The organism is Salinivibrio sp. IB574, assembly GCF_001996205.1.
Classification (GTDB): domain Bacteria; phylum Pseudomonadota; class Gammaproteobacteria; order Enterobacterales; family Vibrionaceae; genus Salinivibrio; species Salinivibrio proteolyticus.
Window position 1 is genome coordinate 106847 of sequence record NZ_MUFN01000011.1, and the last position, 23904, is coordinate 130750.

Below are 23904 nucleotides of genomic sequence, written 5' to 3' on the forward strand. Positions count from 1 at the left end.
ATGGTGGGCGCTATCTGTATCAGCACGTTGTCGTTTACTTATTCAATACGCGCGCATGAAGCGCTTGCACCGAATTGACTTTGCTCATGTCTGCCGCCGTCAATGCCATACAAGTGGCAAAGGCAGCATTGAGTGTGGTGGTATAGTTCACCTTGGCAGCGAGTGCACCACGACGTAGCACTTTCGAGTCTTCAATCGCTTGGCGTCCTTCGGTGGTATTCACAATGTAGCTGTACTCACCGTTCTTGATCCGGTCAAGAATATGAGGACGTCCTTCGTGAACCTTGTTAACCAATCGAGGATTGATACCCGCTTCGCCCAAAATCACGGCGGTACCGTGAGTGGCATCCAGCTCAAACCCTAATTTCAGCAGCTTAGCGGCCAAATCGACCACACGTTGCTTGTCATTGTTACGCACCGATAGCAGTGCGCGTCCCCCTTCGCTGTAGGCTTTCCCGCACGCTAAATCCGCTTTAGCGAACGCTTCAGCAAAGGTGTCGCCAACTCCCATTACTTCACCGGTTGAACGCATTTCAGGGCCCAACAATGGGTCAACACCGGGGAACTTGTTGAAGGGTAACACCACTTCTTTGACTGAGTAGTAAGGCGGGATCACCTCTTTGGTAAAGCCTTGCTCAGTCAGCGATTGGCCCGCCATCACACGCGCTGCAATTTTGGCGAGTGGCACACCGGTCGCTTTCGACACAAATGGCACCGTTCGTGCGGCACGCGGGTTCACTTCAATCAGGTAGATCTCATCGTCTTTAACCGCAAACTGCGTGTTCATGAGGCCACTGACCCCCAGCTCCAACGCCAACTTACGCACTTGCTCACGCATCCGGTCTTGAATGTCATCGCTGAGGGTGTAAGCCGGCAGTGAGCAGGCCGAGTCACCGGAGTGCACACCCGCTTGCTCGATGTGTTCCATGATGCCACCAATCACTACGGTTTCACCATCACACACCGCATCAATATCCACTTCCGTGGCATCGTCGAGGAAATGGTCGAGCAATACTGGGGATTCATGCGACACACTTACGGCTTCGTTAAAGTAACGACGCAGATCGGTCTCGTCATACACAATTTCCATCGCTCGTCCACCTAGAACATAGGAAGGACGCACCACCAGTGGATAGCCAATGTCTTTAGCTTTTTCAACCGCTTGCTCTAACGCGGTCACCGTTGCATTCGCCGGCTGCTTGAGCCCAAGGCGCTGTACGGCATCTTGGAAACGCTCACGGTCTTCCGCGCGGTCAATCGCATCTGGGCTAGTGCCAATAATCGGTACCCCAGCCGCTTCAAGGTCACGTGCCAATTTCAGTGGCGTTTGCCCCCCGTATTGCACAATCACGCCTTCCGGTTGCTCCACACGTACAATCGCCAGCACATCTTCAAGCGTCACAGGTTCAAAGTAGAGACGGTCGGACGTATCGTAGTCGGTCGAGACGGTTTCAGGGTTACAGTTAACCATGATGGTTTCATAGCCATCTTCACGTAGCGCCAGAGACGCGTGCACGCAACAGTAATCGAATTCAATGCCTTGACCGATGCGGTTCGGACCACCGCCCAATACCATGATCTTTTTCTTGTCGGTTGGCTGCGACTCACACTCCTCATCATAGCTGGAGTACATGTACGCAGTATCTGACGCAAACTCCGCGGCGCAGGTATCTACGCGCTTGTACACAGGATTAATGCTGAATTTATCGCGCAACTTGCGGACTTCAATTTCAGACACACCCAGTAATTTGGCAAGACGCGCATCGGCAAACCCTTTGCGTTTTAGCTGGCGCAATGCGGTTTCATTAAGCCCCGCAAAGCCATGCTCGCGAACTTGTTGTTCCTGTTTAACGATGTCTTCAATTTGCACCAAGAACCAGCGGTCGATGTTCGTCAGATTAAAGACGCCATCAACTGACATGCCGGCTCGGAACGCATCCGCAATGTACCAAATACGCTCTGCACCTGGCTCTTTGAGCTCATGACGAATGCGAGTCAGGGCATCATCGTCGTCCAAGTTCACCATCTCATCAAAACCTGACGCGCCCACTTCCAAACCACGCAAGGCTTTTTGCAGTGACTCTTGCTGGTTACGGCCAATTGCCATCACCTCGCCCACTGACTTCATTTGCGTGGTCAAACGGTCATTCGCACCGGCAAATTTTTCAAAGTTAAAGCGCGGAATTTTGGTCACGACATAGTCGATGGTCGGCTCAAAAGAAGCCGGAGTCGCACCGCCTGTGATGTCGTTCATCAACTCATCAAGGGTAAAGCCGACAGCAAGCTTAGCCGCCACCTTGGCAATCGGGAAACCGGTGGCTTTTGATGCGAGTGCGGATGAGCGTGACACACGTGGGTTCATCTCGATGATGACCATGCGTCCAGTTTTAGGGTCAATACCAAACTGTACGTTCGAGCCGCCCGTCTCAACACCAATTTCACGCAGCACCGCCAGTGATGCATTTCGCATCAATTGATATTCTTTGTCGGTCAGCGTTTGCGCAGGTGCCACCGTAATGGAGTCGCCGGTGTGGACGCCCATGGCATCGAAGTTTTCAATCGAACAAACAATGATGCAGTTATCATTTTTATCCCGCACCACTTCCATTTCATACTCTTTCCAACCAATCAACGACTCATCAATCAGAAGCTCATTGGTGGGGGACAGGTCGAGACCGCGTTCACAAATTTCCTCGAACTCTTCTTTGTTGTAGGCGATCCCGCCTCCGGTTCCTCCCATTGTAAAAGAAGGACGGATGATGCAAGGGAAACCGACTTCATCTAAAACCTTGTAGGCTTCATCCATGCTATGGGCAATCCCTGCACGAGGACACTCAAGGCCAATGCTACGCATGGCTTCATCGAATCGGTGTCTGTCTTCGGCTTTATCAATTGCATCTGCGGTGGCGCCGATCATCTCCACACCGAATTCGGCGAGTACGCCGTGGCGCTCGAGATCCAGCGCACAGTTCAGTGCGGTTTGTCCGCCCATGGTCGGCAAAATTGCATCAGGACGTTCTTTGTCGATGATGTGTTTCACAACCTGCCATTGAATCGGCTCAATGTAGGTCGCATCGGCCATTTCTGGGTCGGTCATGATGGTGGCAGGGTTCGAGTTCACCAGAATGACACGATACCCTTCTTCACGCAGCGCTTTACACGCTTGTGCCCCTGAATAGTCGAACTCGCAGGCTTGGCCAATAATGATTGGGCCTGCGCCCAGGATAAGAATGCTTTTGATGTCTGTGCGTTTTGGCATGCTCAACGACTCCAATTAGGCGCGGTGTTGTTTGATGAGGTCGATAAAGTGATCGAAAAGGGGCGCAGCATCATGTGGCCCTGGGCTTGCTTCAGGGTGCCCTTGGAAGCTAAAGGCTGGCTTCTCGGTATGATGGATCCCTTGCAAGCTGCCATCGAACAAGGACACATGCGTCGCACGTAATGTGTCAGGCAAGCTGTCATTGTCTGCGGCAAAGCCGTGGTTTTGGCTGGTGATCATCACCACCCCACGCTCTAAATCTTTCACCGGATGGTTAGCACCATGGTGGCCAAACTTCATTTTGACCGTTTTCGCACCGCTCGCTAGCGCCAAGATTTGGTGCCCCAAGCAAATACCAAATAATGGCACGCCTTCCGCTATGAAGGTTTGGGTGGCCGCAATCGCATACTCACACGGCGCTGGATCGCCAGGGCCATTAGATAAGAAGACACCATCAGGATTCATCGCCAGCACTTCGTCTGCCGGGGTGGTTGCCGGTACCACAGTCAAACGGCAGCCGCGGTCGACCAACATGCGCAAGATGTTGCGCTTGGCACCAAAGTCGTAAGCGACAACATGGTAAGGCAATTCACTGTCCGGCAATGCATCTGGTAGGCCCTGATGCAGCTGCCATGATCCTTGCGTCCAGCTGTAACGCTCCTGCGTCGTCACTTCTTTGGCAAGATCCATCCCTTTCAAGCCTGGGAAATCTTTCGCCTTGGCCAGCGCCAGCGCTTCATCAACGCTCTCTCCGGCCACAATACAGCCATTCTGCGCCCCTTTTTCACGTAACAAACGAGTGAGCTTGCGTGTATCAATGTCGGCGATGCCAACAATGTTGTGTTGTTTGAGGTAATCAGAGAGGGATTGTTGATTGCGGAAATTGCTAGCTAACAGGGGAAGATCGCGAATGACGAGGCCTTGGGCGTGGACTTGGGAGGATTCTTCGTCTTCGGTGTTGGTGCCGGTGTTGCCAATATGGGGATAGGTAAGTGTTACGATCTGACGGGAATAAGAGGGGTCGGTTAATATTTCTTGATACCCCGTCATCGAGGTATTGAAAACCACTTCTCCCACCGCGGTGCCATCAGCGCCGATCGGGGTACCGTGGAACACTGTCCCATCTTCTAGGACTAAGAGCGCAGACTTGCTCAAGACAACCTCCAATTATATAGAAATGCACTTTTTACGACTAACGTTGCATTCACGTATTCCATCTAAGATCAAAACTCACGTCAAGCTGAATTTTGACAAATTGCGCGCATTCTAGAGATGCAAGGTTTGGCTGTCAATAATGCGTGCTACTTTTTATTGTATTTACTAAGCACTCAAGAAAAACAGGCCACCTAAGCAAGATAAAGCACAATCTTGTCTTTATTTTCAAACCAAAGAGCTAGATAAATTGGCAGATAAATAACTTTTTTACCCAAACCGAGAGAGAAACATAAAACTGGCGTGCGCAAACGTTTACCGCGCAACAAAGATCATAACTGGAAGAGTTATCGCGTCGAAATGCTGTCAACAAGGGGAAAACAAAGAAAAAATTACGACAATATGAAGTGCATTGCATGAGAAAAAGAAAGGGGCATAAAAAAACATCGCGCCTAAGCGCGATGCATAATTATTTAAGATTAAGTACATCCTGCATGGTATAAAAACCTTGCTGGTGTTGATTGAGCCATACCGCGGCACGGACCGCTCCCTTGGCAAAGGTGGAACGACTTGACGCTTTGTGCGTGATTTCAACACGCTCGCCAATATCCGCAAACATGGCGGTATGCTCCCCCACGATATCGCCAGCGCGAATAGTGGCAAAGCCGATTTCATGTTTGCTACGCTCGCCAGTGATCCCTTCTCGGGCATACACAGCGACATCGCTCAGCTGGTTTCCCATCGCCCCGGCAATGGCTTCTCCCATTCCCAGTGCAGTGCCCGATGGCGCATCCACTTTATGGCGATGATGCGCCTCAACAATCTCAATATCGCATTCCTCACCCATCACTTTGGCGGCTTGTTCAAGCAGTTTAAATACAAGGTTCACGCCGACACTGTAATTGGGGGCCATCACTACTGCCGTCGCTTCTGAGGCATCTTGGATGGTTTGCTTTTGTGCGTCATCAAATCCAGTTGTTCCAATCACCAACTGCTTGCCTTTTTGTTGGCACAACGCCAAGTTCGCGAGTGTGGCCGCGGGTGCGGTAAAATCAATGATCACATCGAAGTCATCCGCCACTTTGGCCAGAYCGTCCACCACTTGTACGCCGAGGCGGCCCACACCCGCCAGCTCCCCTGCATCCGTCCCAATCAAGCTTGATTCAGGCCGTTCACTCGCCGCCCCTAATGTTGCGCCCGCGTATTGCGTAACCGCTTGAATAAGATTGCGTCCCATACGGCCGGCTGCACCAGCAATGGCAATACGTACCATGGTTCTCCCCTCTTTTACTTCACCAGCAGCGCTGGCCACCTATCCATTAACCCATCACTGTAGCGCGTTCGTTTCAGCTTGTATATTGCTGAAAGTGGCCCAGAAGCATGCTAACAAAAAGGGAAGCTTTCGCTTCCCTTTAATTTTGTCGATGGGTAACTAGGTCACCTCACGAATTTGTAACTCTTTCGGCACTTCGAAGAACATGTTTTCTTCACGGCCACTCAGGTTTTCTACCTCAGTGGCACCCAACGCCTTCACGCGGGCAATAATCAAATCAACCAATTCTTCTGGTGCCGAGGCGCCAGCAGTGATCCCAACCGTGTACTTACCCTCGAACCACGCCGGATCAATGTCTTCCGCACAGTCGGTTAGGTACGCCGGGGTTCCCAGTTTTTCGGATAACTCGCGGAGACGGTTTGAGTTCGAGCTATTCTTCGAGCCCACCACCACCATCACATCACAGCTTTGGGCGAGATCACGCACTGCATCTTGGCGGTTTTGTGTCGCGTAGCAAATATCATCTTTGCGTGGACCTTGAATGTTGGGGAAGACCTGACGCAAGGTATCAATCACATCAGCGGTTTCGTCCACTGACAGCGTGGTTTGACTCACATAATGCAAGTTATCCGGATCGTTGACTTGAAGCGTGTGCACATCCGCTGGCGTTTCAACCAAGTACATACCGCCGGTTTCACTGGCATATTGACCCATAGTGCCTTCCACTTCGGGGTGCCCAGCATGACCAATCAATACCACTTCCATATTTTTACGGCTGGCTCGCGCCACTTCCATATGTACTTTGGTCACCAAGGGGCAGGTTGCATCGAACACCGTCAGTTGACGAGATTTAGCTTCATTGCGCACCGCTTGCGATACACCGTGGGCCGAGAAGATCACAATGCTGTCGTCAGGCACTTCGCTTAATTGTTCCACAAACACCGCGCCGCGTTGCTTTAGGCCTTCCACCACAAATCGGTTATGCACCACTTCATGGCGCACATAAATGGGAGGCTGATAAATTTCCAAAGCACGTTCAACGATGCTGATCGCGCGATCGACACCAGCACAAAAGCCTCGGGGATTCGCAAGTAGGATCTTCATGACTTTGCCTTATTGCACACTGATTATTTCTACGTCAAAAATCACGGTTTTCCCTGCCAACGGATGATTAAAATCGACCGTCACAGATTCGCCGCTGACCTCGGTCACGATACCGGGAATTTCTTGTCCTTGAGGGCCGCTAAACGCAATGATGGCACCCACTTCAGCAGGCGTGTCTCCCCCAAACTGACGGCGGTCCATATAGTGGATATTATCCGGGTTTGGCTGGCCGAATGCATCTTCAGGTGCCAGCGTAAAGCTGCTTTGCTCCCCTTCATGCAGCCCTAACAGACAACGCTCAAAGTTCTCGGTCAAGCTGCCGTCTCCCATCACTAACTTAGCGGGTTTTCCGGCGTTGTGGGTGCTGTCGGCGACCGAGCCATCTTCAAGCTTAATGGTAAAGTGCATCAATACTTCACTGGATGCGCTAATCGCTTTCATGATCTGTCCTTATCGAAAGTCGTGTTGGGCTAATTACTACGAGCGACCCCTAGGTCGCCGATGACTGCTCATGACGAAAACTGTCTAGCACCACTAAAACGGCGCCAACACAAATGGCTGAGTCAGCAAGATTAAAAGCCGGCCAATGTGAATTGCCAATGAAAAAGTCGAGAAAATCGATCACATAGCCATGAACGAGGCGATCAAATAAGTTACCCAATGCTCCGCCGATAATCATGGCATAGGCGATATTGAGCATGCGCTTACTTGCCGGTGTCACTCGCATCCAGTATGTCAGCAAGCCGCTCACGCCTAACGCGATAACGCTAAAAAGCCAACGCTGCCAACCGCCTGCATCGCTTAAAAAGCTAAAGGCCGCACCATGGTTATGGACGTAGGTAAGATTAAAAAACGGCAGTAATTCAATGCGGTTTGCGGGACCATAGCCCATGGTGTTCATCACCAGCCACTTACTGCCAATGTCTAAAACGAAAACCAGAGGCGCCAGCCAAAGCCAGCGCCATCCTGATTGCGAGAGTGAGTGAGAGGTCATCACGCAAATTGGCGAGTTTCGCCTTCTCCTGCAATGTTAGTCACACAGCGGCCACAAATTTCTTCGTGTCCTTCGATCGTGCCCACATCAGCAACATGGTGCCAACAGCGGTCACATTTTTTCGCTTCAGACGCCACAACGTCAACAGATAGCCCTTCGACATCCGTTTGCGTCGCAGAGGATGGCGCCTCACCAGCGATCACTGTCGCTTTCGAGGTCAGCAGCACAAAGCGTAACTCATCGCCCATCATTTGCAGCTTTTGCGCAAACTCCGCCGGCGCGTATAGCGTGACTTCGGCTTCAAGTGAACCACCAATGACCTTGTCATTACGGGCCTGCTCGAGGGTTTTATTCACCGCGGCACGCACATCCAGCAGTTTTGCCCAGAATGCATTGTTGAGCACGGCATCGTCTTCTAAGCCAAATAAGCCGTCATACCAGACATCGGTGAACACAAACTTGCCGCGTTCGCCAGGCATTTCGTTCCAGATCTCATCTGCCGTGAACGACATAATCGGTGCCATCCAACGTACCAGCGCTTCGACAATGTGGAACAGTGCGGTTTGGCAACTACGGTGCGCGTGGCTCCCCGCTTTCGCCGTGTACTGACGGTCTTTGATGATATCCAGATAGAAAGAGCCCATCTCAATCGAGCAGAACTGCATCAAGCGTTGGGTGACTTGGTGGAAGTTGCAAGCTTCAAACGCTTCGGTGATCTCTTGTTGTGCGGCTAATGCACGCCCAACCGCCCAGCGGTCAACCGCCACCAGCTCATCGGCAGCGACACTGTCTTGCTTAGGATCAAAACCATGCAGGTTTGCCAGCAGGAAGCGTGCAGTATTACGAATACGGCGATACGCATCAGCGCTACGTTTTAGGATCTCATCCGATACCGTGATCTCACCGGTGTAGTCGGTTGACGCCACCCACAGACGCAGGATATCGGCGCCCAGTTTGTTCATCACATCTTGYGGCGAGACAGTATTCCCCAGTGATTTCGACATCTTGCGGCCTTTGCCGTCAACCGTGAAACCATGAGTCAGCACTTTGCGATACGGTGCTTTGCCTTTGATCGCCACCGAGGTCATCAACGAAGACTGGAACCAACCACGATGCTGATCTGACCCTTCGAGGTACATATCCGCTTCTTGGCCGTTAAACTCGTCGCGCTGGTTAACCACCGCGTAGTGGGTCGCACCAGAGTCAAACCAAACATCCAGTGTATCGAGGACTTTCTCATACTGTTCAGCGTCATCACCCAACAGTTCATTCAGATCCAGATCCCACCAAGCTTGGATACCCGCTTTCTCAACCCGTGCGGCAACTTGTTCAATCAAGTTCAGCGTGTCAGGGTGAAGCTCTGCGGTTTCTTTGTGAACAAATAGCGCAATCGGCACGCCCCAGGTGCGTTGACGTGAAATACACCAATCAGGGCGACCATCGACCATCGACTCGATACGGTTTTGGCCCCACTCAGGGATCCAATCAACGTTCTTGATCTCTTGCAACGCTTTATCACGCAGACCCGCTTTCTCCATCGAGATAAACCACTGCGGTGTGGCGCGGAAGATGATTGGCGTTTTGTGACGCCAGCAGTGTGGATAGCTGTGCTCATAGGCATGGTGATGCAGCAGAGCATCATGCGCTTTCAGCGTTTCAATCACACTGTCATTGGCTTTAAAGACATGTTGGCCAGCAAACAGTGGGGTATCCGGTAAATAGACCCCGTTACTGCCCACTGGGTTTGCCACTTCAAGATCGTACTTTTGACCGACCACAAAGTCTTCTTGGCCGTGGCCAGGTGCGGTGTGTACCACACCCGTACCCGACTCTGTCGTGACGTGATCACCCAAGATCACTGGCACATCAAAATCGTAAAATGGGTGCTTCACGCGTTTCAGCTCAAGCGCGTCACCCTTACAGAAACCGAGGTTGTGGTAGTGCTCAATACCCGCGCGATCCATCACCTCTTTGACCAGTTCGGCCGCGACGATAAGGCGCTTAGGTTGCTCGCCTTCAACTTGTACTAAAACATATTCAAGATCAGCGGCCACCGCTACCGCGCGGTTAGCAGGCAAGGTCCAAGGCGTCGTAGTCCAGATCACCACACCCACTTCGCCTTCACCTTGATGATCACCAGCCAGACTAAAGGCACTGATCAGTGCTTGTTCGTCAACCGCACGAAAGATCACATCAATCGATGGCGAGGTTTTATCTTGATATTCCACCTCAGCTTCTGCCAAGGCCGAGCCACAGTCCGTACACCAGTGCACCGGCTTAAAGCCTTTGTGCAAGTGTCCATTGGCGGCAATTTTACCCAACGCGCGGATGATGCTGGCTTCGGTATTGAAGTCCATGGTCAGGTAAGGTTTGTCCCACTCACCTAAGACACCAAGACGTTTAAAGTCTGCTTTCTGACCTTCCACTTGTTTGGCAGCGTATTCACGGCACTTTTCACGGAACTCAGCGGTTGAGACTTTTTGACCGGGTTTACCGACTTTTTTCTCTACCATCAGCTCAATCGGCAAGCCGTGGCAATCCCAGCCAGGTACATACGGTGCGTCGTAGTCCGCTAGCGTTTTTGATTTAATAATAATGTCTTTGAGAATTTTATTAACTGAGTGACCAATATGAATGTTGCCGTTCGCGTACGGAGGACCGTCGTGCAAAATAAATGTTTTTTTGCCTTTCTTCGCTTGACGGATAGCACCGTACAGATCTTCATCGTACCAACGCTTGAGCATATCAGGCTCGCGCTTAGCAAGATTACCTCGCATCGGAAACGCAGTTTCCGGCAGGTTTAAGGTATCTTTATAGTCACTCATTGATTATTGATTCCGTATGGAGGTTACACTCTAGACATTATTCACATCAGCCAGCCACGCACGCGCAGCTGATGCATCTCGTTGAATTTGCATTTTTAGTGCGTCAATAGACGCGAATTTGGTTTCATCGCGAAGTTTATGCAAAAGATAAACTTCCAACTGTTTGCCATATAAATCGATTGATTGATCAAATAGATGGACTTCGAGCTGCTGGCGTACACCGTCGACCGTCGGCCGTACACCAACGTTAGCCACGCCGGGTAACCGCTGTCCGGTCACGGCGCCTTCCACTTGTACGGCATACACACCTGAAACCGGGGAAACGCGGCGTTTTAGCAGTACATTGGCGGTCGGGAAGCCAATCGTGCGCCCTAACTTACGCCCATGCGCGACGCGTCCACAGATGCTGTAAGGTCGCCCCAACATGTCCGCCGCCTCGGCAAGATGGCCTGCGGCTAACGCATCGCGAATCGCCGTACTGCTCACTCGGCGGTCACTGACGCAAAAACTTTCGGTACTGACCACATCAAAGTGATGTTCCTGGCCTGCTCGTGCGAGGCGCGCAAAATCACCGCTTCGCTTCAAACCAAAGCGAAAGTCATCGCCGACTACCAGAAACTTAACACCCAATTGTTCGACCAACAAGCGGTCAACAAAGTGATCAGCACTCATGGCCGCAAATGCAGGGGTGAAATTTACACACAGCAGGCGGTCAACGCCCAGCTTCGCTAACTGGGTATATTTATCTCGCAATCTCGACAGGCGCGCCGGCGCTTTTTCACCTTTAAACAGCTCTAACGGCTGCGGTTCAAACAGCATCACAGTCGCGGGTAGGTTCAGCGCTCGGGCCTTTTCCACCACTTGGCGCAACACCGCCTGATGTCCCAAATGGACACCATCAAAGTTACCAATGGTCAGGACACAACCTCGGTGGCGCGCTCGTATGTTATGGATACCTCGGATTAATTCCATCGCCTGCTGACTATTTGAACTATTGAAACTGGCGGATTATATACTAGTCAGGGCTGGCAATCAGCCCTGGATTCACATCGACCCTTGAATTACCCGCGATGACGAATATCGCCAAGTCGCACACCGCATAATAGTGCGGTGCATAAATACACCACACTGCCACCGAGGATCAGTCCAGCCAACACCATGCTGCGCATCGACAGTGACATCTCGACCCAGCCATTTAATGTCGGCATCAGTGTCATTAACACCGCCACCATTGCTGCTACCGCAACCACTAAACGGCCAATATATAAAGCCGTCGCACGAGACAAACGGTAAACACCAGCACGGTGTAGGCCTTGATAAAGCAAGCCCGCGTTGATCAGTGCCGATAACGCCGTAGCAATCGCAAGGCCAACATAACTAAACAAATAGGCAAAGATAGCGTTAAACACCATATTGCTTATCATGGCAATCACACCAAATTTCACCGGTGTTTTGGTGTCTTGTCGCGCGTAGTAACCGGGCGCGAGGACTTTGATCAACATAAAGTTGACCAATCCACAGGCATAGGCCACCAGCGATAAACTGGCCGCCTGCACATCTTCTACACCGAACTCGCCTCGCATAAAGAGTACCATCAGCATGGGCTTTGCTAACAAAATCAACCCCACCATGGCAGGAATCCCCAGCAACAACACCATGCGCACTCCCCAATCCATGGTCGCAGCAAATTGGGTGGGCGATTTATCGACATGACGCTGGGAAAGCGCCGGCAGGATCACGGTCGCAATGGCAATGCCAAATAAGCCTAACGGAAACTCGAGTAAACGATCGGAGTAATACAGCCAACTGATGGAGCCTGTCATCAAAAAGCTGGCAATGAAGGTATCAAACAATAGGTTAATCTGGCTCACCGATACCCCAAAAAGAGCCGGGATCATCAGTTTGCGGATCTTTACCACCCCAGGATGGTGCCAACCCCACTTGGGTTTTACGAGCATGCCCTCTTGCGATAAGAAAGGAAGCTGAAACAGCAACTGAACCAATCCACCGATAAAGACCCCGACCGCCAAACCGATTTCAGGTTGTGCAAGATAGGGCGACAGCCAAATCGCCGCGGCAATAATCGCAACATTGAGGAATACAGGGGTAAAGCTCGAAACGGCAAACTTATTAAGCGTATTCAGGATGGCGCCCGATAGCGCCACGAAAGTAATAAACCACAAGTACGGGAAGGTGATTTTCAGCATCAAGCTCGCTAACTCGAACTTGGTCCCGTCAGGGCGGCCATCCAACCAGTCGACAAACCAACCGGTCCCAAATAACGCCGCCAACACAGGCGAGCCAATGACACCGAGCAGGGTGACAATCGTCACTAACCCACCTAAGGTACCGACAACATTGGCAACCAGTTCGCGAGATTGCGTCCGATGCTTATCGTCTTTATCCAGCGCCTGATATTCAGTCAATACGGGGACAAAGGCCTGTGAAAACGCACCTTCTGCGAATAAACGACGCAAAAAGTTAGGGATTTTATTGGCGAAGAAAAACACATCGGCGGCAGCCCCTGCCCCCATCAAGTTGGCAATCACCACATCCCGCACCAGCCCCAACACGCGGGACACCAGTGTCATGGTGCTAACGATTAGCCCAGAGCGTAATAGTCGCTTACTCACGGTTACCTCTTGAAAACACGTGCCTCTATTGTGCGCCACCCCATGCGTGTTGATGCTCGCTCACTCATGCAGGCCAAGTGCTAATGGCATGCAAAACGGAAATAAAGGTGACGTAGGGCCTGAAATGCTGATAGAATCAGCCGCCATATTAACCGTGATAACCCCGCAGCGCCAACACTACCTTGGGGCGGCGGATATTTGCACAAATGAATTGACAATAGAGGCAAAAAGAGGCATAGTCCTCCGCCTTGAAATGTCACCGAACAAAAGATTTGGGAGTTAGACCCTTGGCGAATATCAAATCTGCTAAGAAGCGTGCGATCCAATCTGAGAAGCGTCGCCAGCACAACGCAAGCCGTCGCTCTATGATGCGCACTTATATGAAGAAAACTGCTGCTGCTATCGCTGCAGGCGACAAAGAAGCGGCAACTGCTGCTTTTGCGCAAGTACAGCCTATTCTTGATCGTTCAGCCACCAAAGGCCTGATCCACAAGAACAAAGCAGCACGTTACAAAGCAAGCTTCGCAGCACAAATCAAAGCGCTGTAATAGCTTTTTGCTTTGCATCATGCATAAAAAAACCGGCCTCGGCCGGTTTTTTTATTGCGCGTTGATTAATGAGCTTTATCAATCACCGCAATACAGATCGTGTAATAGCTGGATCACCGCTTTCACTTCTTCACTTTTCAGTGAGTAATAGACCGTTTGCGCCTCTTTTCGTGTATCCACCAAACCGTCTTTACGTAACCAAGCAAGATGTTGGGATAAGGCCGACTGACTCAAAGGCACCCGTTCAACCAACTGTCCAACCGAAAGTTCGCCTTGTAGTAAATAGCACAGAATAAACAGACGCTTTTCGTTTGCCATGGCTTTCAGCAAGCTTACCGCTTTCGGCCCGTTTTGTTGCATTTGGGCTAAATCCATTTGACTTCCACTTCAATTGTTACCACCTTGCTCGAGTCTAGCACGATCTCACCACAAGCTTGTAACTAAACGAATAAGTGGCTGTAATCGGCTTCGCAAATCCGTTTGACGGCGGGGTGCTGAATCATTCGCTCGGCAAAAATCACGTAGTATTCTTCCTTGAGCGTCTCTAGATTTGCAATCGGAGCAGCATAACCTAGGCTACTGATCTCATTGGCATACGAGCTGGGAGCGACAAACAATGCCTGATGACTAATCCCAAACGCTTTCATTAACGCGGAATCATCAAACTCCCCCAAAATATTAGGAACAATACCTTGTTGATCAAACCACTGCATCAGTTTGCGACCCATCGCTGTCGCGCGGCTTGGGATCAACAATTTCTGGCTCGCAAGCAGTGTGGCAAGCGGTATATCGGCCAATATATCTGGGTGAGAGGCGAACAAGCTCATACTGCACTCGCCCAGCTTGACGCTGAATAAACCTGCTTGCTGCGTCGAATCAACCGGACAGTCCGACAAAATCATATCCAATTTGTGCTGGGACAATTGCTCTAACAGCATTTCATGTGTCGATTCAAAACAGCGCAAATGAATTGCGTTATCGTCAGGTACTGCGTGGAGTAAAACCTGACTGACTAACCGCTTGGATAATGCATCGGCGACACCGACGTCAAACAGGACATTTTCTTGCTGACTGTAATTTACAATATCGAGCATTTCGTAGCTCAAACCAAACATACGATCCGCATATTGAAACACCAGCTGACCCAACTCTGTGGGCTCAACATGCCGGCCGTTTCGCTTAGTCAGCTTCCCGTTAAGTCGTTGTTCGAGTGCTCGGATTTGTCCAGTGACCGTTTGGGGAGTTAAACAAAGCTTATCGGCACCTTTGGTAATCGAGCCTTGCTTGCAGACCATCCAAAAATAGTAAAGGTGGTTGTAATTAAGATGCGCCATGACTTGCCATAAAAAAACGCCAAGCCAGCAGCTTACGCTGCCAACTTGGCGCCTTCAAGCGAAATGAATGGGTTAGTTTTTCATATCGTCTTTATCCAGTGGCTTTCTTACGCGTTCACCGGCGCGATGTTCCAATGCTCGCTCTGAGAAGCTTGAGCTATCCGCGTCGCGCGCAGGCTCTGCATCAGCGGACGCCGCTGCTTTGCCATCTTCTACGCCTGCAAGGTATGCTTTGCATACTTGACTGTTCTCGTTGTTGCCTTTGCAATATGTCTCGTAATTCGCCGCGATCGCCGTACCTGAGACACACAGCAGGCTAGTAATCAACGCTAACATCACCTTGTTCATCATCGTCTCCTTGTTCATCTGCAAGCGCGCTGGCTGGAGGCAGTACAAAGTACAGCAACACATAACCAATCACTGCCGATAAGGTCGATCCTATCAAGATCCCCAACCGAGAGAATGTGACGAACTCACCATTCACACCGACGAAAGCCAGTGACGAGATGAAAATCGACATGGTAAAGCCAATACCACACAGTACAGACACACCAAAAATCTGTCTGAATGTCACTCGGGCAGGTAACTTCGCAATGCCGAGTTTTACCGACACCCAACTAAAGGTAAAGATACCGAGCGGTTTACCAATCAACAAACCTAATGCGATACCGAGAGGTAGCATTTCGGTCAAGCTTGCCAACGAGACACCATCGAGTGGCACTCCGGCATTGGCAAATGCAAATATCGGCAAAATCAGATACGACACATAAGGATGCAGTGCATGTTCGAGTTTTTTCAGTGGTGACGGCGCATCCTCTGTTTTGCCTTTCAACGGAATTGCAAAACCTAATACCACACCCGCAAGTGTCGCATGTACACCCGACTGTAAGACACTGAACCAAAGCACCAAACCAACTACAATATAGGCAGCAATATTGGTGACTTTGCGCATGTTCATCCCGACCAGCACTATCGTCGCCACAAAGGCACTAGCGAGCGCCAACATGGAAAGGTCGCTGCTATAGAACAGGGCAATAATCACGATAACGCCTAAATCATCGATTATCGCGAGTGCTAATAAGAATACTTTAAGTGCCAGCGGTACTCGGTTACCTAACAGCGCTAATACACCTAAGGCAAAGGCAATATCAGTGGCTGCTGGAATCGCCCAGCCGGACACAGCAAGAGGGTCACCCCAGTTAAACGCTAAATAAACCAGTGCTGGTGCCAACATACCACCCACAGCCGCAACGGCAGGGAAAGTAGCTTTATCTTTGGTATTTAACGCCCCTTCGATTAATTCCCGTTTAACTTCTAAACCAATCAGCAGGAAAAAAATCACCATCAAGCCGTCATTGATCCAGTGACCCACTGACAGACCTGCAACATAGGTATGAAGCGTGCTGTCATATAAAGGCTGTAGGTCCGAGTTCGCCACGAACATCGCTAGCACAGCCGCAACAATCAGCACAATACCTCCTGCGGATTCCATTTTTAGAAACTGACGAATGACATCAGTCATTTAAGCACTCCATACAAAAAAAGTGGATTTCCGTAGTCTAGACAGCCAGACCCGCTTTCGAAAAATCGTTTGTTCTGATAGTAAACATCGGAAAAACCGATGTAAAATATCCCTTACTATTGATTTATTCGCAGTCTAAATATTTATCACGCTGTTTTACCGTCTACCATTTAGCATAGTGGTAATCGCTTTGTTGTTGTTACATTTTTTATATCGGTTTTTTCTGCTCGAACGACATAGCCTTTATTATTATTATAAACAAAGACATAACATCAGTTAGACTTCTCCCCTGCTCTATCAAGATCGGATTTTATGAACACTGCAGTATTTGTGTCATATTTCTGAAATATTCCCTTCTTACTATCGCCGCTGATTTTGCTTTGACACAAAACCGACATCGAATTGTCACGGAGATAACTTATGACTCCCCATGCTACAGCGGTAGAGGCAACCCAAAGCTCCTCGAACTGGTTCCGTTGGACCAAGCTCGCCGTCATGCTTTATGTACTACTGGTGGCGGTAGCCATGGTAGGGAGCGGCTTTAAATTAGCCGTGGGCGATGAGGCTAAGACCTTATTCGAATTTGCTTCTCACCCCGTAGCTGGCTTGATGATAGGGATTGCCGCCACGGCGCTGATCCAATCGTCAAGTACGGTTACTTCTATTATCGTTGGTCTGGTTGCAGGCGGCTTGCCGGTTGAAACAGCGATTCCAATGGTAATGGGCGCAAACGTGGGCACCACAGTCACCAACACCTTGGTGAGCTTGGGCCATGCGCGTTGCAAAGAAGAGTTCCGTCGTGCATTCAGTTGCGCCACGGTCCATGATTTCTTCAACTTATTCGCCGTGGCTATCTTCTTGCCGCTCGAAATGATGTTCGGCTTGCTAAACAAGTTGTCACTATGGTTGGTTTCGCCACTGTCACAAACCGGTGACATGAGCATCAAAGGGCTGAATTTCGTTAAACCGCTGACCAAACCTGCTGTGAACATGGTGCAGTCTCCTTTGGAGTCGGTTCTACCCGGCAACCTAGGTGGCTTGCTGATGATCGGTTTAGGTATCTTTGCCATCGTATGTGCCATCACTGTGATGGGTAAGGTGATGAAGAAGCTGATGGTCGGTCGTGCCAAAGACATGCTGAAAAACGCGATTGGTCGTGGTCCATTGCATGGCATCTTCTCAGGCTCAGTGGTCACTGTACTGGTACAGTCTTCATCCACCACTACAAGCTTGATGGTTCCGCTAGTTGGCACTGGCGTGTTAAAAATTCGCGATGTTTATCCCTTTACCCTGGGTGCAAACATTGGTACCTGCATTACTGCATTGCTTGCGGCGACTGCCGTCACAGGTGAATTCGCGGTGTTCGCGCTGCAAATTGCGCTCGTGCATCTTTGCTTTAATATTCTCGCTACGGCGCTCATCTTCGGTATCCCGGTATTGCGTGAGTTGCCACTAAAAGGCGCAGAATGGCTGGGTCACTTGGCCGCGAAATCGAAAATGGCGGTCTTGGCCTACATCACATTGGTGTTCGTAGTTGTACCCGGCGGGATTGTACTGTTGTCGCAATAATGCCCACCCGACGCTTATTGAATCAAAGCCATCGCTCCTCGCGGTGGCTTTTTTGTTATGAGCCGCAACCGCCACGTGGAGACCGCGCTGTAGGCATAAAAAACGCAGCGGCTTGGCTGCGTTTTTGCTGATGAATGCGTCCTACATCATTAAATGGCAATCGGCGCTTTAATGGTGGGATGCGGGTCGTAACCTTCAATCTCAAAGTCTTCAATCTTGTAGTCGAAGATGGAGGCAGGTTTGCGCTTAATCGTCAGCGTTGGCAATCCTCGCGGCTCGCGCTTTAACTGCTCATACACAATCTCATCGGTCAGGTGATTGTGGTATAGGTGCACGTCGCCAAAAGTATGGACAAAATCGCCCACTGCCAAATCACATTGCTGTGCAATCATATGCGTTAGCAACGCGTAACTGGCAATATTGAACGGCACCCCTAAAAAGTAATCGGCACTGCGCTGATAAAGCTGGCATGAGAGCTTGCCATCGGCCACATAGAACTGAAAAAGACAGTGGCAAGGGGCAAGTGCCATCTTACCCTGCTCCGCGTTCTCAGACGGGCTGRCAGACTCGTCGGGTAAATCTGCGGGGTTCCACGCTGTAATGATATGACGGCGCGAATGTGGTTTGGTTTTGATTTGCTCCACCAGCTGCGCAATTTGGTCAACCGTCGAACCATCAGGACATGCCCATGAGCGCCACTGGGCGCCATAAACCGGCCCTAGTTCGCCTTGCTCTGTCGCCCACTCATCCCAAATACGTACTTTGTTGTCTTGTAAGTATTGGATGTTAGTCTCGCCGTTAAGAAACCACAGTAATTCGTGGATAATGGCGCGGGTATAAAGCTTTTTGGTCGTGAGCAGTGGAAAACCTTCAGCAAGGTCGAACCGTAATTGGCGTCCAAACACTGAACGTGTACCTACACCCGTGCGGTCGCCTCTATCCGTACCATTGTCAAGAATATCCTGCATCAAAGCTAGATACTGCTTCATAGTGTTTCCTATCGTTGGACAAACAAAAGGCACCGCCCGCGGTGCCTTGGTGTGGTCAATAGTATATCTGATTACTCGACGTTAATCACCGAGCCGCAACAGAGCCTCGTCGGTACGCCCAGACCATCATGAGCGCCCCGGCAACGACCATCGGCAATGATAATAACCCATGCTGAACAAGTCACCAAACAATCCAAGATGCGCATCCGGCTCACGGAAGTATTCGACGATAAAGCGGAACGTGCCATACCCGACTAAGAATAACCCCGATACCGCCCCCATAGGACGAGAACGGCGAATAAACAAATTGAGGATCACAAACAACGCCACCCCTTCGAGTGCAAACTCATAAAGCTGGGAAGGGTGACGCGGCCAAGGACCGCCGGTGGGGAAAATCATCGCCCAAGGCACATCGGTAACACGCCCCCAAAGTTCACCGTTAATAAAATTGCCTAACCGTCCCGCGCCTAAACCGAAAGGAACGAGCGGCGCAATAAAATCAGCCACGGTGAAAAAATGACGTTGGGTTTTACGCGCATACCATGCCATGGCCACGATGACGCCAAGCAAGCCGCCATGGAAGGACATGCCGCCAGTCCACACTTTAAACAAGAATAAGGGGTCGGCAACAAACGCATCAAATTGATAAAACAATACGTAACCGATGCGACCGCCCAGAACGACGCCAAGAAAACCCGCGAACAGTAAATCACTGACTTCCTCTTTGCTCCAGCCACTGTTCGGTTTCGTAGCACGGTGATTGGCGAGCCATAGGGCAAAAACAAAACCAACTAAATACATCAGTCCGTACCAGCGAATGGCAATCGGGCCAAGCTCGACTAATATCGGGTCTATCGACGGAAAGGTAATGTAACCTTCTGCCATGGATTCCATCCTTTACTTCAACAACATGCTTGCGCCGACAATAACAAGAAAGCCAGCAAAAATACGTTTTATTTGCCGCGTCGGAAGCCTTACCGCGAGCGTAGCGCCAACGCGTGTCATCAACACGGAAGTCGACACCACACCCAGCAAGGCGGGCAAATACAAATATCCGACACTGAGTGCCGGTAAGGGTTCCGTCTGTCGCCAGCCCAACCAAACAAAACTTACCATCCCGGCCAACCCGAGCACGGCGCCACCAAGTGCAGAGCTGCCAATCGCTTTGTGCATCGTGACCCCTCGCCAATGCAAGTAAGGGACGGTAAAGGATCCGCCGCCAATGCCGGCCAAGCTTGATAGCGTACCGATCAAGGTACCCGCCAGAGATATTCGCCATGGAGACGGTAAAGGGCGGAGGGTGACTTGGGGACGACTGAGCAACATTTGCATCGCCATGGTCAGCACGATGACGCCAAAGATACGTGGCAACCAATCGGGTGGAAGTTTATCTGCCAATGAGGCACCTAGTACGCCGCCTAGCATCATCCCAGGAACCAGGGCTCTGACCGCGCGCATATCCACATTGCCCATACGAAAATGGCGCCACGCTGAGGCGCTGGAGGTTAAGACAATGGTAGCCAACGATGTCGCCAGCGCCATCGGCATGACGATATCAGCAGACAGACCAAATAATGGCAGCAAAAAGCTTAACGCCGGCACCACCACCAAGCCACCGCCAATGCCAAGGAGTCCGGAGAGTGTGCCAACTAACGCCCCCAACAGCATACAAATAAACGCTAATAACAAGGTTGCGGTGGTGATCATCGCATCCGTCCAATTTGAACCAGCGCATCCAAACCTTGTTCGGCTAAAAAGCCTTCCATCTGGGTACGGACCTGTCCGGGTTCACTCAAACTAAGCATCTGCTCGGTTTGCTTTTGTAAGCGTGGTAAGGAAAGACGACTGAGCAAGTACTTAATCTTCGCCACATTACGCGTATTCATACTCAATTGGCGATACCCCAGTCCCACTAATAATGCCGCGCCCACCGGATCGCCAGCCAGTTCACCACATACGCTCACCGGCAATTGATGGCGATCACTGGTGGTCGCAATCAAACTAAGCGCATGAAGTACGGAAGGATGGAGCGCATCAAAGATGTTGGCGACGCGGGCATTGTTGCGATCCACGGCCAACAAATACTGCGTTAAATCGTTAGTGCCAACGGAAAGAAAATCGACTTCTTGCGCGATCCCATCGAGCTGATACAGCACCGAGGGTACCTCAACCATAATGCCAAGCAGCGGTTTCGCCAGAACTTCTCCCGCCAACTGTGCCTCGTGGCGTACTTCCTCAAACGCGCGAGCAATTAACGTTTTCGCTTCCAGCAGTTCATTCACACCGGAGATCATCGGCAACAAGAGTTTCAAATTATCCAAACCCAAACTGGCACGCAGCATCGCACGCACTTGGATCAGAAAAATATCGGGATGATCTAAGGTAAAACGAATGCCGCGCCAGCCAAGAAACGGGTTATCTTCATCGACACTCAAATAGGGTAATGGCTTATCCCCGCCAATATCCAAGGTACGCATCACCACCGGTTTATCTGGGTAGCTGGCTAAAATCGCACGGTATTGTTTGACCTGTTCATCCTCGGAAGGAAAACGGCGCTGCATTAAAAAAGGCACTTCGGTCCGGAACAAGCCCACCCCATCGACACCTTGGTTGATGGCGATGCTACTATCGGCGCTCAAACCAGCGTTCAAATGGATCTGGATACGGGTGCCATCTTGGCTTTTTCCGGGCGAGACTAGCGCCGTATCTAGGGTCGATTGCAAACTGACTTCCGCTTGAACCAGCTGCTGATATTCCTTCAGCAAAGGTGCGGCGGGTTCAATCATCAACAGCCCTTTGTGACCATCCAAGATCACCGATTTATTATGGAGTCTTGGCGCGGAAAAGCTCACTCCCATCACCGCCGGAATGCCAAGTGCCCTTGCCAATATGGCCGCATGGGAGTTCGCCGCGCCCTCTTCGGCTACGACCCCCGCGAGTAGCGCACGTGGAATAGAAGCCAGCATGCCAGCCGTCAGTTCACGGGCAAGCAAGACGATAGGTGACGAGATGGGTTGATGATTGCTTGAGGCTTCAGAAAGAAAATAGAGCAACCGCTGGCCGAGCTCCTTCACATCGGCAGCCCGTGCCTTGAGATAGGGATCATCCATGGCCGCAAAACGAGATGAAAAGGTTTCTACCGTTTGTCGGACCGCCCACGCGGCTTCGTCGCCCTGTTGGATACGTAGGGTCATATCCTCGCGCAGCATAGGATCGTTGAGCAAATGGACAAACAAATCAAAGATCGCCAGCGCTTCTTTTTGTAGCTCCTTATCAAAGCGTTTTCTAAGGCGACGGAACTCCACTGACGCATCATCTAATGCGGCATCTAGACGATCGAGTTCTTTTTGAACATGCAAACAGCTGGCCGGTGCAACGTCCTCTAACCGTGGTTGAGAATCATCACACCATGCATTCGCAATTCCTACCCCAGGAGATGCTGGAACCCCTTCCAACAACACGGGTGACTGTGACGCATTCAGCCATCCGCCTTGTGCATCTGCATGGGCAAACACTACGGCCAGTTGCGCGGCGAGAGTGACAAGAAACGACTCTTCACTTTCGTCAAATTGACGCGGCTGGTGTTGCTGAACCACCAGTACGCCCAGTACCGTTTTACGATAGATAATGGGCGTACCTAGAAAAGACTGGAAGGCATCTTCCCCTGTGGCAGGGAAAGGTTTAAACGCGGGATGCTCGCGCGCATGGGCCAGATTGATCGGTTCTGCGCGCTCGCCAATTAACCCTACCAAGCCTTCACCAAAAGACAGTGAGACTTGCGCGGCAGGATCCAAGCCTTGGGTGGCCATCAGATCAAAGCTGGCTTGCTCGGGATTGGCAAGGTACACAGAGCAACACTCAGTGTGCATCGCAACACAGGTTTGCTGCACTAGGGTTTGCAGCGCCTGATGAAGATCCGCCGATGCGGCTACGCTCTGCACAATATTTCTAAGCTGTGTCAGCACCGGCTTCCTCCTTAAACGTTACCCTCGCTTGTTCCGACGTCGAGGCTTACGCTCCTTAAAAGGCATTGCTAACGGCGCAAACTCTTTCATTGCACGGCGGTATACTTCGCGTTTGAAAGACACAACCTGACGTACCGGATACCAATAACTGACCCAACGCCAGCCATCAAACTCCGGGGTTCCCCCGCGGGACACATTCACTTTCGACTCATCGCATTCCAGCTTCAACAAAAACCATTTTTGTTTTTGCCCAATACAGACTGGCTTGGAGTCCCAACGCACCAAACGTTTCGGGAGCTTATAACGTAGCCAATGACGGCTAGTACCCAAGATGCGGACATCTTTTTTGGTCAGCCCCACTTCTTCGTAAAGCTCACGGAACATGGCTTGTTCGGGACTTTCCCCATCATCAATCCCGCCTTGCGGGAACTGCCATGAATGCTGACCATATCGACGAGCCCAGAGAACCTGACCGTGGCCGTTACATATTACTATCCCCACATTGGGACGATAGCCATCGCCATCAATCACTGGACGACCTCAATGATAAATCTCTACTGAGTCTGATTTTTTCACAAAAAGCCGCTAAGGGTAAACAAACATTGTGGATTAACCTGTGTTTTTGCGCACTCGTCGTCATCTGAGGATAACTCAGGGCCTAACAGGAAGTTATAAACATAGCAATGAGAGTTTGCGCACATTTATTCACGCTTTCTGTGGATAGATTTGTGAAGAAG

General features: G+C 50.8%; 19 protein-coding genes and 1 pseudogene. 2 read left to right on the forward strand and 18 right to left on the reverse strand.

The window, feature by feature from the left end; translation table 11 throughout:
* Nucleotides 1-34: 34 nt before the first annotated feature.
* The 9 genes from carB to murJ all read right to left on the reverse strand — a co-directional run bounded on the left by carB (nt 35) and on the right by murJ (nt 13240).
* The gene (carB, locus tag BZJ17_RS07115) at nt 35-3259 is read right to left on the reverse strand and encodes a carbamoyl-phosphate synthase large subunit (protein WP_077640235.1); all 3225 of its coding nucleotides are present in this window, start codon (nt 3257-3259) and stop codon (nt 35-37) included.
* A gap of 15 nt (nt 3260-3274) precedes the next feature.
* Nucleotides 3275-4414 carry a glutamine-hydrolyzing carbamoyl-phosphate synthase small subunit gene (gene carA, locus BZJ17_RS07120; RefSeq protein ID WP_077640236.1) on the reverse strand — a complete coding sequence of 380 codons (1140 nt, stop codon included), beginning with the start codon at nt 4412-4414 and terminating at the stop codon, nt 3275-3277.
* Between the two features lie 466 nt (nt 4415-4880).
* Nucleotides 4881-5684, reverse strand: coding sequence for a 4-hydroxy-tetrahydrodipicolinate reductase (dapB, locus tag BZJ17_RS07125; protein WP_077640237.1), 804 nt, complete (start codon nt 5682-5684; stop codon nt 4881-4883).
* 159 nt (nt 5685-5843) lie between these two features.
* Nucleotides 5844-6788, reverse strand: a complete 945-nt coding sequence (gene ispH, locus BZJ17_RS07130) for a 4-hydroxy-3-methylbut-2-enyl diphosphate reductase (RefSeq protein WP_077640238.1) — start codon at nt 6786-6788, stop codon at nt 5844-5846.
* A 9-nt stretch (nt 6789-6797) separates the two neighbouring features.
* On the reverse strand, nt 6798-7229 hold the full coding sequence (fkpB, locus tag BZJ17_RS07135) for an FKBP-type peptidyl-prolyl cis-trans isomerase (protein ID WP_069586572.1): 432 nt from the start codon (nt 7227-7229) through the stop codon (nt 6798-6800).
* 49 nt (nt 7230-7278) lie between these two features.
* A complete protein-coding gene (gene lspA / locus BZJ17_RS07140; protein WP_069586571.1) occupies nt 7279-7782 on the reverse strand; it encodes a signal peptidase II in 504 nt (167 codons plus the stop codon).
* A complete protein-coding gene (gene ileS / locus BZJ17_RS07145; protein WP_077640239.1) occupies nt 7782-10607 on the reverse strand; it encodes an isoleucine--tRNA ligase in 2826 nt (941 codons plus the stop codon). The genes lspA and ileS overlap by 1 nt, the downstream gene beginning before the upstream one ends.
* Nucleotides 10608-10637: 30 nt before the next feature.
* Nucleotides 10638-11579: a bifunctional riboflavin kinase/FAD synthetase gene (gene ribF / locus BZJ17_RS07150; protein WP_077456285.1), complete on the reverse strand. Its 942-nt coding sequence runs from the start codon at nt 11577-11579 to the stop codon at nt 10638-10640.
* Nucleotides 11580-11668: 89 nt separating this feature from the next.
* Nucleotides 11669-13240: a murein biosynthesis integral membrane protein MurJ gene (gene murJ / locus BZJ17_RS07155; protein WP_077640240.1), complete on the reverse strand. Its 1572-nt coding sequence runs from the start codon at nt 13238-13240 to the stop codon at nt 11669-11671.
* Nucleotides 13241-13527: 287 nt separating this feature from the next.
* On the opposite strand from murJ, the gene rpsT reads away from it, so the two are divergent.
* Entirely contained in the window at nt 13528-13788 is a 261-nt protein-coding gene (rpsT, locus tag BZJ17_RS07165; protein ID WP_069586567.1) for a 30S ribosomal protein S20, read from the forward strand.
* Between the two features lie 78 nt (nt 13789-13866).
* Here rpsT and BZJ17_RS07170 read toward each other — a convergent pair whose 3' ends face one another.
* The 4 genes from BZJ17_RS07170 to nhaA form a co-directional block, all read right to left on the reverse strand.
* Nucleotides 13867-14163, reverse strand: a complete 297-nt coding sequence (locus BZJ17_RS07170) for a metalloregulator ArsR/SmtB family transcription factor (protein WP_069586566.1) — start codon at nt 14161-14163, stop codon at nt 13867-13869.
* A gap of 65 nt (nt 14164-14228) precedes the next feature.
* The gene (gene nhaR / locus BZJ17_RS07175; protein WP_077640241.1) at nt 14229-15122 is read right to left on the reverse strand and encodes a transcriptional activator NhaR; all 894 of its coding nucleotides are present in this window, start codon (nt 15120-15122) and stop codon (nt 14229-14231) included.
* Nucleotides 15123-15194: 72 nt separating this feature from the next.
* Nucleotides 15195-15470 (reverse strand): hypothetical protein, encoded by a 276-nt coding sequence (locus BZJ17_RS07180; RefSeq protein WP_077640242.1) that lies wholly within the window; start codon nt 15468-15470, stop codon nt 15195-15197.
* Nucleotides 15439-16644: a Na+/H+ antiporter NhaA gene (nhaA, locus tag BZJ17_RS07185; RefSeq protein ID WP_077640243.1), complete on the reverse strand. Its 1206-nt coding sequence runs from the start codon at nt 16642-16644 to the stop codon at nt 15439-15441. The genes BZJ17_RS07180 and nhaA overlap by 32 nt, the downstream gene beginning before the upstream one ends.
* A gap of 420 nt (nt 16645-17064) precedes the next feature.
* Here nhaA and BZJ17_RS07190 point away from each other — a divergent pair, with 420 nt between their 5' ends.
* Nucleotides 17065-18213 (forward strand): Na/Pi symporter, encoded by a 1149-nt coding sequence (locus BZJ17_RS07190; RefSeq protein WP_069586562.1) that lies wholly within the window; start codon nt 17065-17067, stop codon nt 18211-18213.
* A 149-nt stretch (nt 18214-18362) separates the two neighbouring features.
* Here the strand turns inward: BZJ17_RS07190 and BZJ17_RS07195 are convergent, their stop codons facing one another.
* From BZJ17_RS07195 to rppH, 5 genes and pseudogenes are all read right to left on the reverse strand, one after another.
* On the reverse strand, nt 18363-19202 hold the full coding sequence (locus BZJ17_RS07195; protein WP_077640244.1) for a thymidylate synthase: 840 nt from the start codon (nt 19200-19202) through the stop codon (nt 18363-18365).
* An 85-nt stretch (nt 19203-19287) separates the two neighbouring features.
* A pseudogene (lgt, locus tag BZJ17_RS07200) lies at nt 19288-20087 on the reverse strand (prolipoprotein diacylglyceryl transferase).
* Nucleotides 20088-20099: 12 nt separating this feature from the next.
* Nucleotides 20100-20906 carry a sulfite exporter TauE/SafE family protein gene (locus BZJ17_RS07205; protein ID WP_108743792.1) on the reverse strand — a complete coding sequence of 269 codons (807 nt, stop codon included), beginning with the start codon at nt 20904-20906 and terminating at the stop codon, nt 20100-20102.
* A complete protein-coding gene (ptsP, locus tag BZJ17_RS07210) occupies nt 20906-23167 on the reverse strand; it encodes a phosphoenolpyruvate--protein phosphotransferase (protein ID WP_077640246.1) in 2262 nt (753 codons plus the stop codon). Before ptsP ends, BZJ17_RS07205 begins: the two co-directional genes overlap by 1 nt.
* Before the next feature lie 18 nt (nt 23168-23185).
* Entirely contained in the window at nt 23186-23698 is a 513-nt protein-coding gene (gene rppH / locus BZJ17_RS07215; RefSeq protein WP_069586557.1) for an RNA pyrophosphohydrolase, read from the reverse strand.
* Nucleotides 23699-23904 lie beyond the last annotated feature (206 nt).

Bases quoted from the DNA above. Each gene is read 5' to 3' on its own strand.
- ispH (WP_077640238.1), bottom strand. From the start codon at position 6,788: ATGAAGATCCTACTTGCGAATCCCCGAGGCTTTTGTGCTGGTGTCGAT.
- ribF (WP_077456285.1), bottom strand. From the start codon at position 11,579: ATGGAATTAATCCGAGGTATCCATAACATACGAGCGCGCCACCGAGGT.
- lspA (WP_069586571.1), bottom strand. From the start codon at position 7,782: ATGACCTCTCACTCACTCTCGCAATCAGGATGGCGCTGGCTTTGGCTG.
- BZJ17_RS07170 (WP_069586566.1), bottom strand. From the start codon at position 14,163: ATGGATTTAGCCCAAATGCAACAAAACGGGCCGAAAGCGGTAAGCTTG.
- nhaR (WP_077640241.1), bottom strand. From the start codon at position 15,122: ATGGCGCATCTTAATTACAACCACCTTTACTATTTTTGGATGGTCTGC.
- BZJ17_RS07190 (WP_069586562.1), top strand. From the start codon at position 17,065: ATGACTCCCCATGCTACAGCGGTAGAGGCAACCCAAAGCTCCTCGAAC.
- carB (WP_077640235.1), bottom strand. From the start codon at position 3,259: ATGCCAAAACGCACAGACATCAAAAGCATTCTTATCCTGGGCGCAGGC.
- BZJ17_RS07180 (WP_077640242.1), bottom strand. From the start codon at position 15,470: ATGAACAAGGTGATGTTAGCGTTGATTACTAGCCTGCTGTGTGTCTCA.
- fkpB (WP_069586572.1), bottom strand. From the start codon at position 7,229: ATGAAAGCGATTAGCGCATCCAGTGAAGTATTGATGCACTTTACCATT.
- nhaA (WP_077640243.1), bottom strand. From the start codon at position 16,644: ATGACTGATGTCATTCGTCAGTTTCTAAAAATGGAATCCGCAGGAGGT.